This is a genomic window from Curtobacterium sp. 24E2 (assembly GCF_016925595.1).
Classification (GTDB): Bacteria; Actinomycetota; Actinomycetes; order Actinomycetales; family Microbacteriaceae; genus Curtobacterium.
Genome location: NZ_CP068987.1, coordinates 1,256,980 through 1,270,771, shown reverse-complemented (window position 1 = coordinate 1,270,771; position 13,792 = coordinate 1,256,980). Strand labels below are relative to the sequence as shown.

8 protein-coding genes and 2 pseudogenes are annotated in these 13,792 nt (G+C 71.3%); 4 read left to right on the top strand and 6 right to left on the bottom strand.

The window, feature by feature from the left end; translation table 11 throughout:
- Nucleotides 1-91: 91 nt before the first annotated feature.
- A pseudogene (gene pgm / locus JN350_RS06385) lies at nt 92-1,710 on the top strand (phosphoglucomutase (alpha-D-glucose-1,6-bisphosphate-dependent)).
- A 39-nt stretch (nt 1,711-1,749) separates the two neighbouring features.
- On the opposite strand, the gene JN350_RS06380 reads toward pgm, so the two are convergent.
- Genes JN350_RS06380 through JN350_RS06355 form a run of 6 tightly spaced genes read right to left on the bottom strand, consistent with a single transcriptional unit; the run spans nt 1,750 to nt 8,504 of the window.
- Entirely contained in the window at nt 1,750-3,024 is a 1,275-nt protein-coding gene (locus tag JN350_RS06380; protein WP_240347584.1) for a glycoside hydrolase family 125 protein, read from the bottom strand.
- Complete coding sequence (locus JN350_RS06375; RefSeq protein ID WP_205463965.1) at nt 3,021-3,380, bottom strand: hypothetical protein; 360 nt, start codon at nt 3,378-3,380, stop codon at nt 3,021-3,023. Before JN350_RS06375 ends, JN350_RS06380 begins: the two co-directional genes overlap by 4 nt.
- Nucleotides 3,377-5,371, bottom strand: a complete 1,995-nt coding sequence (locus JN350_RS06370) for a glycoside hydrolase family 3 protein (protein WP_205463964.1) — start codon at nt 5,369-5,371, stop codon at nt 3,377-3,379. The genes JN350_RS06375 and JN350_RS06370 overlap by 4 nt, the downstream gene beginning before the upstream one ends.
- Nucleotides 5,368-6,222, bottom strand: coding sequence for a carbohydrate ABC transporter permease (locus JN350_RS06365; RefSeq protein WP_123293697.1), 855 nt, complete (start codon nt 6,220-6,222; stop codon nt 5,368-5,370). The genes JN350_RS06370 and JN350_RS06365 overlap by 4 nt, the downstream gene beginning before the upstream one ends.
- Nucleotides 6,223-6,245: 23 nt before the next feature.
- The gene (locus tag JN350_RS06360; protein ID WP_205463963.1) at nt 6,246-7,184 is read right to left on the bottom strand and encodes a carbohydrate ABC transporter permease; all 939 of its coding nucleotides are present in this window, start codon (nt 7,182-7,184) and stop codon (nt 6,246-6,248) included.
- Nucleotides 7,185-7,214: 30 nt separating this feature from the next.
- Complete coding sequence (locus JN350_RS06355) at nt 7,215-8,504, bottom strand: ABC transporter substrate-binding protein (protein WP_240347583.1); 1,290 nt, start codon at nt 8,502-8,504, stop codon at nt 7,215-7,217.
- Between the two features lie 121 nt (nt 8,505-8,625).
- On the opposite strand from JN350_RS06355, the gene JN350_RS06350 reads away from it, so the two are divergent.
- From JN350_RS06350 to JN350_RS06340, 3 genes and pseudogenes are all read left to right on the top strand, one after another.
- Nucleotides 8,626-9,678 (top strand): LacI family DNA-binding transcriptional regulator, encoded by a 1,053-nt coding sequence (locus JN350_RS06350; RefSeq protein WP_205463961.1) that lies wholly within the window; start codon nt 8,626-8,628, stop codon nt 9,676-9,678.
- Between the two features lie 13 nt (nt 9,679-9,691).
- Nucleotides 9,692-10,936: a glycoside hydrolase 5 family protein gene (locus JN350_RS06345; protein ID WP_205463960.1), complete on the top strand. Its 1,245-nt coding sequence runs from the start codon at nt 9,692-9,694 to the stop codon at nt 10,934-10,936.
- Nucleotides 10,937-11,121: 185 nt separating this feature from the next.
- Nucleotides 11,122-13,147, top strand: a pseudogene (locus tag JN350_RS06340) (MDR family MFS transporter); the annotation flags it as partial.
- Nucleotides 13,148-13,792 lie beyond the last annotated feature (645 nt).

The following is a 13,792-nucleotide window of genomic DNA, read 5'->3' as shown; positions in this document are numbered from 1 at the left end:
CCCGGTCGGCGGACACGGCTCCGGCCGCGCTCTGCGGCCCCGGCTGTGCGCCGGCCGGACGCCTCCGGGTGCGCGATGCCAGGATGGACCCATGAACGACCGCGCCGGCACCCCCGCGACCGCAGACGACCTCGTCGACATCGACGCGCTCGTCGCCGCCTACTACGACCGTGTGCCCGATGTCTCCGTCGCCGAGCAGCAGGTCGTGTTCGGCACCTCCGGCCACCGCGGCTCCTCGCTCGACTCCGCCTTCAACGACACCCACATCGCCGCGATCACGCAGGCGATCGTCGAGTACCGGCAGTCGCAGGGCACCGACGGCCCGCTCTTCATCGGGCGCGACACCCACGCCCTGTCCGGCCCCGCCGAGCGCACCGCGCTCGAGGTCCTGGCCGCCAACGGCGTGCACGTCCTGGCCGACAGCGACAACGGCTACGTGCCGACCCCCGCGCTCAGCCACGCGATCATCCGCTACAACCGCGCCGGCAACCCCGACACGGCGGACGGCATCGTCATCACGCCGAGCCACAACCCGCCCCGCGACGGCGGCTTCAAGTACAACCCGCCGCACGGCGGCCCCGCCGACAGCGACGCCACGAGCTGGATCGCCGACCGAGCGAACGCGATCATCGAGGGCGGCAACACCGAGGTGCAGCGCACCGAGCACGCCACCCCCGACCGCTACGACTTCCTGCACACCTACGTCGCCGACCTCGAGAACATCATCGACATCGCCGCGATCAAGCGTGCCGGGGTGAAGATCGGCGCCGACCCGCTCGGTGGTGCATCGCTGCCGTACTGGAACCTCATCCGCGACCACTACGGCCTCGACCTGACCGTCGTGAACCCGGACGTCGACCCGACCTGGTCGTTCATGACGCTCGACTGGGACGGCAAGATCCGGATGGACCCGTCGAGCCCCTCGGCGATGGCCTCGGTCCTGGCGCACAAGGACGAGTTCGACGTCCTGACGGGCAACGACGCCGACTCCGACCGGCACGGCATCGTCACGCCCGACGGCGGCCTGATGAACCCGAACCACTACCTCGCCGTCGCGATCGAGTACCTCTACGCACACCGTCCGGCCTGGCGCGACGACGCCGCCATCGGCAAGACCCTGGTGTCGTCGAGCATCATCGACCGCGTCGCAGAGTCGCTCGGACGCCGTCTGTGGGAGGTCCCGGTCGGCTTCAAGTGGTTCGTGCCCGGCCTGATCGACGGTTCCGTCGCGTTCGGTGGCGAGGAGTCGGCCGGCGCGTCGTTCCTGCGCACCGACGGCACGGCGTGGACGACCGACAAGGACGGCATCATCCTGGCGCTCCTGGCGTCCGAGATCGTCGCCGTCACCGGCAAGACCCCTCGCAGCTGTACGTCGAGCTGACCGAGCGCTTCGGCGACCCGGTCTACCAGCGCGTCGACGCCGCTGCCTCGAAGGAGCAGAAGGCCCGCCTGTCGAAGCTCGACGGCGACGCCATCACCGCCGAGACCCTGGCGGGCGACCCGATCACCGCGAAGCTGTCGAAGGCTCCCGGCAACGACGCGGCCGTCGGCGGCGTCAAGGTCGTCACCGACAACGCCTGGTTCGCCGCACGGCCGTCCGGCACCGAGGACGTCTATAAGATCTACGCCGAGAGCTTCGTCGGGCAGGAGCACCTGGAGCAGGTGCAGCGCGAGGCCAAGGAGATCGTGGACGCCGCACTCGGCGCCTAGTCGATCACCCGCAGGTCCCGCACTGGCGGCGGTCGAGGTTCAGTCCTCGGCCGCCGCCAGTGCCAGTTCGCAGAACATCGCGTCGGCCCACGAGAACCACGGGCGCGAGAACTGCGCCGGGTCCTCGACGTCGAACGACTCGTGCATGTCGCCGGTCCCGCCGTCGGTCGCCACGAGCACGTCGAGCAGTTCCCGGCGACGCGCCGGCGACCCGGACACGAGCCCCTCGACCGCCAGGGCGATCGGCCACACCCGCTGCGGCAACGTGTGCGGGCTGCCGACGCCGGCCGCCGCGGTGCCGCTGAACCAGTACGGGTTGGCCGGTGACAGCACGAAGTCCCGCGTCGCCGCCCACACCGAGTCGTCGAGCACCGACGGCGCCGACAACGGCAGGGACAGCAGCGACGGGGTGTTCGCGTCGTCCATGAGCAGCACGCCGCCCAGCCCGTCGACCTCGTAGGCGTAGACGTCCTCGCCCGCCGGCCCGGCCACGACGCCGTGCTGCCGGACGCCGTCCAGGATGCTCGCGCGCAGCACGTCGGCGTCGTCCGCCAGGCCGGTGTCGGACCAGACGTCCCTGGCGATGGCGGCGACGGCGAGCAGCGCCTCGGCGGCGAACAGGTTCGCCGGCACGTTGTAGCCGTACGTGCAGGCGTCGTCCGACGGGCGGAACCCGCACCACGTCATGCCCGTCACCGCGATCGGGGTGCCGCGGCCGTCGCGCGCGAGGGTCTCGGTCGGGATCGCCCCGTCGCGGACGAACCGGTAGGCCGAGGCCTCGTGGTCCTGTTCGGTGCGCCACTGCGTGACGATCGTGCGGAACACCCGGTGGGCCCGCTCGTCGAGCACCGCGGTCGACCCGGTCGCCCGCCACAGCGCGTGCGCGAAGGTCACCGGGTAGGCCAGGCTGTCGACCTCGTACTTCTGCTCCCACACCAGCGGGTCGGCGTTCAGGTCGTCGGGGTCGTAGTGCGCGCCGTTCGGTTCGCGGTTGAACGAGTTCGCGTACGGGTCGTGCTCGATCAGCCGGAACTGCCGCCGCACCACCGCCCAGAGCAGCTCCGCGAGCGCCGGGTCGTCCGCCACGAACCGCAGGTACGGCGTCATCTGCGTCGTCGAGTCGCGGAGCCACATCGCCGGGATGTCCCCCGTGATCACGAAGGCGCCGTCGTCGTCGATCGAGATCGTGTCCCGCAGCGTGCGGACCAGCGCGCGCTCCACGCGGTCGCCGACCTCGGTGCCGACCGCGGCCCGGACCCGGTCGGCGGCCGCCACCAGCGTCGGCGTGATCTCCTCGAGCTGCGTCTGCGTCACGACACCCATCGCACTGACTCCTGTCCGTCGGTGACGCGGACGGTCCGCGTCGACCTGGGTGGATCGAGCACGTCGTCCGTCCAGCAGTCGAGTTCGAGCGGCCGTGCACCGAGCCGGAGACCAGCGTCCCACGTGCCGAGCGCATCGAGTCCGAGCGCGTACGTGGTGTCGACGGTCCCACCGGCGGGCACGTCGACCGTCACCAGGTCGAGCAGTCGTCGTCGCCGCGGACGGACACCGGGTTCACGCCGCCGCCCCCACAGGGGCACCGAGACCCGACGGAGTGCGTCCGACGTGTTGCGCACCGTCACCGGCACGGTCACCGTCCCCCCGGCCAGGAGGCGCACAGCAGTCACCGCGTCGCTCCCTCCGCCAGGCGGACGTCCACCCCGTCACCCGGCCCGGGTGCACCGGTCACGGTCGAGCGGCTGGTCACGTCGACGTAGCCGCGTGCCGTCTCGAGGCGCTCGTCGTGCGCCACGGGCAGGACGCCGTCGGCGCCGGGCCACGTCGCGGGGAGTCGCCCCTCGGCCGGGGCACCGAACAGCACGTCCGCGACGGCTCGGCCGCCGGAGGGTCCGGGGAACGGCACGACGAGCACGGCGTCGGCCAGGGCGAGCACCTCGGCCAGGACCCGTGGTCGACCGTCGACGACGACCGCGACGACCGGCAGACCGCTCTCGCGGGCGGCGCGGAGCACGTCGAGCTGGGCCTCGGGCACGGCGATCGAGGCCAGGTCGACCCCCTCGCCGTTCGTGGTGTCCGGTGCCGGACCGCTGACGGCGCCGTTGTCCTCGAAGCCGTCGTCGTACGCGCGACGACTCGAACCGCCGAGCACCACCACCGCGATGTCGGCGCCGAGGAGCGCCGTGCGGACCGCGAGGAGCCCGTCGGGGCCCGGCAGGGGGTGTCGGAGCCCGCTGCCCCGGGCGGTGCGGATCCGGGCGGGGCCGAGCCGGGCCTCCAGGGCAGAGCGGACGGTGGACGCTCCGGGGTCGACGGGCGGCCTCGGGGGTGCGTAGTCGCCGAGCAGGGCGTCGACGTCGTCGGCGTTCGGGCCGACCACGGCGACGACGGCGTCGGGTGCGATCACGGGCAGTGCACCACCCAGGGCGACCACGGCGCGGAGAGCGGCGCGCTCGGCGAGCGCGATGGTCGCGCGCTCCGGCGGCTCGGCGCGCGTCGGTGCTGGTGCTGGTGTCGTTGGTGGTGCTGGTGTCGTCGGTGGTGCTGTTGTCGGCGTCGCGAGCAGGCCGACGCGGCGCTTCAGGGCGAGCACGCGGTCCACCGCCTGGTCGAGGTCGTCGGTGCTGACCAGGCCCCGGTCCAGCGCCTCGTCGAGGTGCGTGTAGGCCTCGTCCCACAGGCTCAGGTCGACCCCGGCACGGAGCGCGAGCGCCGCCGCCGAGGCCGGGTCGGGGGTGACGTCGCGCAGCCGGTCGACGGCGGTGCCGTCGGCCATCACGAGCCCGTCCCAACCCCAGGCGTCGCGGATCGTGGTGGTGAGCAGGTCGCGGTTGCCGCAGCACGGCACCCCGTCGACGTCGTTGTACGCCGCCATGAACCCGGCGACGTGTTCGCGTGCCGCGGCGAGCGCCGGCGGCAGGTGCACCTCGGCGAGCTCGCGGCGGCCGATCGGGGCACCGGAACCGTTCCGCCCACCGATGCCGGCGCCCTGCCCGGCCAGGTGCTTCGCGACGACCGCGACGTGCCGGTCGTCGATCGGACCCGGACCGCCGCCCTGCATGCCCCGGACGGTGGCGGCGACCATGATCGCGGCGAGCGCGGCGTCCTCGGACCAGCACTCCTCGCTCCGGCCCCACCGGGGGTCGCGCAGGACGTCGAGCCCGGAGACGAGGGCGACGTGGGTGCCGCGGGCGCTGACCTCGGCGGCGACCGCGGCCGCGAGGTCCTCGACGAGCTGCTCGTCCATCGCGGCGCCGAGCGCGAGGTTCACCGGCACCGTCGTGCCACCGAGGGCCTGCAGCCCGTGCGGGACCTCTTCCACGAAGAGCGTGGGGACGCCGCCGTCACTGTGTGCGACGACGTGGTCCTGCACGGCGGCGTAGGCCTCGGCGGAGCGTTCGGGTGGGATGCCGTTGCCCCAGTGCACACCGGACCAGGGGTCGGCGCGGAGCACGCCGTAGACCGCGCCGATGCCGCCCCACCGGTCGACCTCGGCGCGCAGGACGTCGGTGATCCGCGGGCGGCCGTCGACCCAGCGGACGGCCTCCCAGCCCTTCAGGCGCTGGTTGAGCTGGCCGATGCGGGCGCGGACGTCGAGACTGCTCGCGGTCCGGCGCCCGGTCGGGTGCTCGGTTGGGTGCTCGGTCGGGAGCTCGCTCATCCCTTGATCGCTCCGGAGACCAGGGCACGCTGCATCTGGCGCTGCAGGATCGAGTACACGAGGTACACCGGCAACAGTGTGAACAGCGTGCCGGCCATGAGCATCCCGTAGTCGGTGCCGGCGTCGACCTTCAGCGTCGGGAGCGCCACCTGGATCGTCCGCTGCGCGGTGTCCGGCCCGATGAGCACCAGGGCGTACAGGTACTCGTTCCAGAACGACAGGAAGTTCAGCAGCAGCACCGTGGCGATGCCCGGGATGCAGATCGGCAGGTACACCTGGCGCATCACCTGCCACGCCGAGGCGCCGTCCATCGACGCCGCCTCTTCCAGTTCGCGCGGGATCGTCCGCATGAACTGCGTCAGGATCACGACGGCCAGGGGCATCGCGGTCGCCGGCAGCAGGAGCACGAGGAACGTCCGGGTGTGGAACAGCCCCATCCCGGCGGCGAGCAGGAACGTCGGGAACAGCGCCGCGAACGACGGGATGAGGAACCCGAGCGAGAAGAGTCCCTCGACGATCCGTCCGGCGCGGCCGGTGGCCCGGGCGAGGGCGAACGACGCCGGCAGCGCGAGGACGAGGGTCAGCACGAGGGCCGCCACCGTCGTGATCGCCGAGTTCGCGATGGCCGGTCCGAGCGAAGCCTGGCGGATCGCCTCGGTGAAGTTCGACAGGTCCCACGACGCGGGCAGCGCCAACGGGGACTCGAAGATGCCGTCGTTGTCCTTGAACGACGACACCACGAAGTAGTAGAAGGGCAGGATCAGCAGGGCGGCGTAGATCCACGCCACGGTGCCGCTCGTGATGGAGCCGATCCGGTCACGCAGCCGGATGCCGGCGGTGGGTTTCGCCATGGTGGTCTCCCGGGGTCTGTCGGTCAGTGGGTCTTGCGCAGGACGCGGCGGATGACGAACATCCCGGCGAGTCCGAGCACGAACAGGACGACGCCGACGGCCTGGCTGTAGCCGAGGTCGGTGTCGACGAACGCCTTCTGGTACACGAGGTACGACAGCGTCGTGGTCGCGGTGCCCGGGCCGCCCTGGGTCAGCAGGAGCACGTTCTGCGCCGAGCTGAAGAGCATTGACAAGAACTGCAGCATCGCCACGACCCCGATGAAGTCGCGGGCGATCGGCCAGTACACACCCCATGCCAGCCGCCACGATCCGGCGCCGTCCATGCGCGCGGCCTGCACGACCTCGGTGTCGACGCCGTCGAGCCGGCTCGCGATGAGCACCGCCGAGTACCCGATGCCTGCCCACAGGTCGACGACGATGAGTGCGCCGAGGGCGGTCGCGGGGTCGGCCAGCCAGGCCTTGCCGCCGATGCCGAGCGTCGCGAGCACCCCGTTGACCAGACCGTCGGGGTTGAGCATCGCGTAGAACATCATCGCCGTGGCCGGTGCCGAGATGAGCGCCGGGATGAAGAGCAGGTAGCGGAGCACCTTGTGCCCGCGCGGCTTCTGCACGACGTGGAAGGCGAGCAGGAACGCCAGCACGATCATGATCGGCAGCCCCACCACGATCTGCACCGTGCTGTTCCGGACCGCGGCCCAGAACGTCTCGTCGGAGAACAGCACCCGGAAGTTGTCGAGCCCCGCGAACGTCGGCGAGACGAGCATGCCGGGCCAGCTCAGGAAGGCGATCACGATCATCGCGACGACCGGCCCGATCATGAACAGGCCGTACCAGACGAGCGCTGGGATCGCGAAGGTCGGGAAGCTGCCGCGGGTGGTGCCGACGGCGCGCGATCCGCGGCGGGCGGGCCCGGGCGGGGCCGACGCCGACCGGACGGGTGGTTCCTCGACGAGCACTGCCATGGGGAGCTCCTTCTCGCAGGGTCGGGTGGGTCAGGCGGCCGTGTAGGCGCGCTCGAAGAGGTCGATGATGCGGTCGGCCGAGGTGCCCGAGCCGTACGCCAGGCTGGTCGCGCGGATCATCGGCTCGTACGCCGAGTCGGGCACGAGCAGGTCGGGCAGCATCACCGGGGTGACCTGGTCGTCGGTGAGCTTCGACGCCTGGGCGACGAGCGGGAAGTCGCGGCTGACGGTGTCGGTGATCCGGCTCATGTCACGGCCGGAGTCGAGGACGAACTCGGTCGTCACGGCCGACGAGTACAGGTACTGCACGAACGGCTTGATGAGGTCGAGCTTCGCCCGGCCGTTCTCGCTGATCCAGATGCCGTGCCCGTTGTAGCTCTTGATGACGCTCGGGTGCGCGATGGCCGCGTGCTGCGCGGGGACCGGCCAGCCACCCACGGTGACCTCCTTCGCGCGTTCCTTCGACACCAGCGCCAGGGCAGAGGACATCGCGGGGACGATCGCGGCCTTGCGCGTGGTGAACTGCGTCAGTTCGGAGTCCGACGTGAAGCCCTGCACCGAGTCCACGAAGACCCCGGCGTCGCGGAGCTCGACGAAGTGCTCGACGCCGCGGACCGCACCGGCGCTCTCCGAGATCCTGCCCGTGGAGAAGACCTTCGCCGCTTCGTCCTGGGACACGAACCCCTGGATCACCTGCATGAGGAGCTTCTGCCCGCTCCAGTCCGACCCACCGACGGTGACCGGCCCGATGCCGGCGGAGCGCAGGCGGTCGGCAGCGGCGATGAGCGCGTCCGAGGTCGTCGGGATCTCGCTGACACCGGCCTGTTCGAGCAGCGCCGTGTTGAACGACACCGGCCAGTTCGTCCGGGTGAACGGGAACGCCCGGAGCCGGCCCTGGTCGTCGGTCCACTCCTCGAGCGCCTCGGGGATGATCTTGTCGCGCAGGCCCCACTCGTCGAGGTAGCGGGAGACGTCGATCGTGGCGTCCTCACCCGTCCAGGACAACGTCCGCCCGACCATGTTCACGATCGCGACGTCGGCTTCCTTGCCGGCGAGGGAACTCGTCTCGAAGACGATCGGCAGGTCGGACCCGTTCGAGAGCAGGGCGACCTTGCGGTCCGTGCGACGACGGTAGGCGGCGACGACGTCCGTGAACGTCTGCGCGCCGGCGACCGCGCCGCTGAGCTGGGTGTGCACGCTCAGCGTGCCGGGGCCGCTCGAGGCCGGGGTGAGGGCGCTGCACCCGGCCAGGATCGGCGCGAGGATGCCGGCGCCGAGCCCGGCTCCGATGAGGGTGCGCCTACTGATGCCGTCCGTCACGGTGCCTCCCTGGCAGTGGATGGTGGAGCGATCGCGATGCATTTGGTACAGCGGTGTACTTCAGGTGACGAGCAACGTATACCGCTTTACACGAGGTGGTCAAGCCTCTACGCTCGACGGCATGAGCGACACCACCGCCGGAGCCGTCGACCGACGCCGCGTGACCATCGCGCAGGTCGCCAAGCGCGCCGGCGTCTCGACCTCGGCGGTCTCGCACGTCTTCAACGGGCGGCCGAACGTGTCCGCCGCCACCGCGACCCGCATCCGCAAGGCCGCCGACGACCTGAACTGGCGGCCGAACCTGGCGAGCCGCAAGCTCTCCGGCAACGCGGGTCGCAGCCTGGGGCTGGTCCTCGCCCGCTCGCGCGACACCTTCCAGCGCGACCCGTTCACCATGCGGCTGATCGCCGGGCTGACCGAACCCCTCGCCGCGATCGGCTGGTCGCTGTCCGTCACCCTCGTGCAGGCCGACGACGAAGCCGCCGTCTACCGGCAGTGGTGGACCGAGCAGCGGGTCGACGGCTTCCTGCTCGTCGACGTCCGCACCGACGACCCCCGCATCCCGATGCTGCAGCACCTGGCGGCCCCGGCCGTCATGCTCGGCGCACCGATCCCCGGCAGCACCGTCCCGGCGGTCACGGTGGGCGACGCCGACGCGACCGAATCCTTGCTCGACCACCTCGGTTCGCTCGGGCACCGCCGGATCGCCCGCGTCGGGGACGGCCCGGCACTCGCGCACACCGGCGCCCGCGACGCCCGCTTCACCGCCGCAGCACTACGTCGGGGCGTGGACGCGCTCGTGCTCGGGTGGCGAGCCGACGCCGAGGACCCGGTGGCCGACCTGCTCGCCCGGCTCGACCGTGCCACCGCGATCGTCCTGGACGGCGAGGCGATCGCGGCCGAGGTGATCGCGCACGCCCCCGAGCTCGGCGTCCGCGTGCCCGAGGACCTGTCCGTCGTCGCGTGGGAGGACTCGTGGGTCTCGTCGATCGTGCGCCCGTCGCTGACCGCCCTCGACGCCCCCGTCGAGGAGTCCGCCCGCACCGCCGTCGCCCTGGTCGAACGACTCGTCCGCGGCGACGAGGTCACCGATGCCGAGGTCGGTGGGCGCGCCCTGCACGTCCGCGGCTCGACCGGCCCCGCCCCCGCCCCAGCCGCCGCCACCGTTCCCTGACCGAAGGAGACCGATGACCACCGCCACGCGCTTCGGCGTGAACTACGTGCCCTCGACCGACTGGATGTTCCAGTGGCAGTCGGTGGAGGAATCAGCGATCCGCCGCGACCTCGAGGCGATCGCCGCCCTCGGCCTCGACCACGTCCGGCTGTTCCCGCTGTGGCCGACCCTGCAGCCGAACCGCACGCTCATCCGCCGACGGGCCCTCGACGATGTGGCCCTGGTGGTCGACATCGCCGCCGAGTTCGGGCTGGACGCCAGCGTCGACGTCGTCCAGGGGCACATGTCCGGCTTCGACTTCGTCCCCGCGTGGCTCGTGAACTGGCACGACGGCAACATGTTCACCGACCAGCCGGCGATCGACGCGCAGGCCGCCCTGGTCGCCGCCGTGTACGACGCGGTGCGCGACCGCCCGAACTTCACCGGGCTGACCCTGGGCAACGAGCTCAACCAGTTCCAGCCGCCGAACCCCGCCGCGATGCCGGCCGACACCGCGCAGGTGACGCACTGGCTCGAGTCCCTGCTCGGCGCACCCCGCGACAAGGACCCTCGGCACGTCGTCACGCACTCCGAGAACGACCACCTCTGGTACCGCGACGGCCACCCGTTCGTGCCGGCGCACGCCAGCCGTCTCGGAGACGTCACGACCGTGCACTCCTGGATCTTCAACGGGGTGGCCGGTCGGTACGGCGCACTCTCCGACGAGTCCGTCCGGCACGCCGAGTGGATGATCGAGCTCGCCCGCGCCTTCGCCACCGACCTCGAGCGACCCGTCTGGCTGCAGGAGGTCGGGGCGCCTGACCGGCACCTCGCCGAGTCCGAGATGCCCGAGTTCCTCGAGCGCACGGTCGCCGCGGCCCTCACCACCGAACGCCTGCACGCGGTCACGTGGTGGTGCTCCCACGACGTCTCCCGCGACCTGGGCGACTTCAAGGACCTGGAGTACTCGCTCGGCCTGCTCGACGTCGACAACCGCGTGAAGCCACTCGGCCGGCGCTACGCCGAGGTCGTCGCCGACGCACGGCGCTCCGCCCCGATCCCGACCCCGCGGACGAGTGCCGTCGTGGTCGACGTCGACGAGGCCGACCTGCCGATCCGTCGGGCGGACCTGGCACCGGGCGGCCCCGTCTTCGAGCGCTGGCACCGCCTGCGCGCCGTCGGCGAGGCCGTGACCGTCGTGACGAGCCGGACCGCAGCCGACCCCGCGGCGCTGGCGGCACGGGGTGTGACCCGGATCGTGGAGACCGCAGCGGTCTGACGGGGCCGAGCCGGGCCTCCTGGCCGTGGACCGGGACCGTCACCGAGCCCGCGATCCGGGCGTACCGTGACTGCCGATCCACACAGGAAGCCGCTCCTGAGCAACCGAGTACTTGCGGCAGATGTAACTTTGCAGGCAGCGCAAAAATCGTTTCGCCAGCGCATCGGTACCGGGAGACCCTGCTCATGACCCAGACGGCGACCGCACCCGCGGCCCCCACCACGGCGTCCAACGTCGTGATGAACCACCGACAGATCCTGTTGGTGATCTACGGCCTGATGGCCGGGATGTTCCTCGGAGCCCTCGACCAGACGATCGTCGGCACCGCGATCCGCACCATCGGTGACGACCTGCACGGCCTCGACCAGCAGGCCTGGGTCACCACCGGGTACCTGATCGCCTCGACCGTGACGACGCCGATCTACGGCAAGCTCTCCGACATCTTCGGTCGGCGGCCGCTGTTCATCACGGCGATCGGCATCTTCATCGTCGGGTCGTTCGCGGCGTCGTTCTCGACCTCGATGCTCATGCTCGCCGGGTTCCGTGCGCTGCAGGGCCTCGGTGCCGGTGGTCTGATGTCCCTGCCGCTGGCGATCATGGGCGACATGCTCGCGCCCCGCGAGCGGGCGAAGTACCAGGGCTACTTCCTGGCGGTCTTCGGCATCTCGTCCGTGATCGGTCCGCTCGTCGGTGGCGTCTTCGCCGGTGCGAGCGAGCTGCTGTTCATCTCCGGCTGGCGCTGGGTGTTCCTGATCAACGTGCCGATCGGCGTCATCGCGCTGTTCATGGTGCTGACGTTCCTGCACCTGCCGAAGTTCGGTGACCGTGGCAAGCCCCGGATCGACTGGTGGGGTGCGACGCTCGTCATCGTCACCCTCGTGCCGTTGCTGCTCATCGCCGAGCAGGGTCGCGAGTGGGGCTGGAGCTCCCCGGCGCCTTCGCCTGCTACGGCATCGGTGCAGCCGGTCTGATCGCGTTCATCATCGTCGAACGGGCGATGGGCAGCGACGCGATCCTGCCGATGAAGCTGTTCGGCTCGCGGGTGTTCTCGATGTCCGCGATCCTGTCCGTGCTCGTCGGCTTCGGCATGTTCGGCGCGATGCTGACCATCCCGCTGTACCTGCAGATCGTGAAGGGCGTCACCCCGACCGAGTCCGGGTTCGCGATGCTCCCGATGGTGCTCGGTCTGATGATCTCGTCGATCGCCTCGGGCCAGATCATCTCGCGGACCGGCAACTACCAGGTCTTCCCGATCACGGGCACGGCGTTCACGGCCATCGGCTTCACGGTCCTGACCTTCCTGACCGCCGACCGCCCCCTGTGGTTCCTGATGCTCGGCATGTTCGGCATCGGCCTCGGGCTCGGGCAGCTCATGCAGACCCTGACCCTCGCGGCGCAGAACTCGGTGTCCCCGCGGGACATCGGTGTCGCCACCAGCGCCGCGACGTTCTTCCGGCAGATCGGCGGCACCATGGGCACCGCCGTGCTGCTGTCCGTCCTGTTCACCCTGATGCCGACGAACATCACCGCGGCGATGCAGAACGAGACCGACCTGAAGAGCGCCCTCAACGCCGCGCTCACCCCTCGGTCGCGAACGCCTCCGAGAACAAGGGCGTGATGGACCAGATCTGGACGAAGATCGTCGATCCGGTACAGAAGAACGTGCAGGACGGCCTGAACGACGGCGCCGTACAGGCGAAGGAAGCCGCCGACGCCGCCGTCACGAAGCAGGTCACGGCCGCCGTGCAGCAGCAGGTCGCGGCCGGCAAGCTCCCCGCCGCCGCAGCCGACACCGTCATCGCCCAGCAGGTCGACGACGCCAAGCCGGCCGCGGAGCAGCAGGCCCTCGAGACGGCTGCGGCCAAGGCCAACGCGACCGTCGTCGACGGCACCCTGCAGGTCGACTACTCGGACAAGGCACAACGCGAGAACGTCGTGGACCAGGTGGCCCCGACGCTCATCAAGCAGCTGAAGAGCGGCGACTCGAGTGCGAGTTCGTCCGGTTCCGCGGCGACGAGTGACACCTCGTTCCTGAACGGCGCGGACAAGCGACTCACCCGTCCGTTCCTGGTCGGCTTCAGCGACTCGGCCGTCCGCGTGTACTACGTCGGTCTCGCGGTGATCCTGCTCGCGTTCGTGCTGACCTGGTTCTTCCGGGTGCCGCCGCTGCGCAAGACCTCGGCGCTGCAGGAGCAGGCGGACGCCGCACGGACCGCTGACGCCGACGCTGCGGCAGCCGGTGCGGGCGCTGGTGCGGCCGGCGCCGGATCGGGTTCGGCTTCGATCGCGTCGTCGGACTCGGTGCCGACCTCGCCCGACGTGCCCGCCCAGCCCCGGTCAGCAAGCGCGGCCGGATCGTCAGACGTGTCGGTGCTGCCGAACGACGTGCTGCCGAACGACGTCGCCGCGGACGGCACCCGCGCGCCGCTGCCCGACGCCACGACGCACGGCGCCCACTCGGCGGCTGCGCCGGTCGACGAGCCCCCGACGACGACCGGTGCCATCCGGACCCGGGCTGCGCACGCTGCCCCGGTGGTGGACGCCGGCGCCCCTGCGACCGGGGCCGACGCTGCGGAGGCGAGTCGCGCCTCCAGGCTGGACGACGCGGACGACGCGCACCCGCACGGGCGGCACTCGGCCGAGTAGACGCAGGCGCGGGCGCAGGTCGGCCCTGCCGACTCGGAACGACAAGGTCGACGTCGCACGACGTCGACCTTGTCGTTTCCGCGCGCGTGCAACTGTTGCGGGCGCGCGGTTGCGTCGTCCTCGATGTCGTACGACGTCGAGGATGTCGCACTGCACGCGCCCTCGGTGCGTGTGCATGTTCCGACAGAACGCGCGTCGATCACCTCGTGG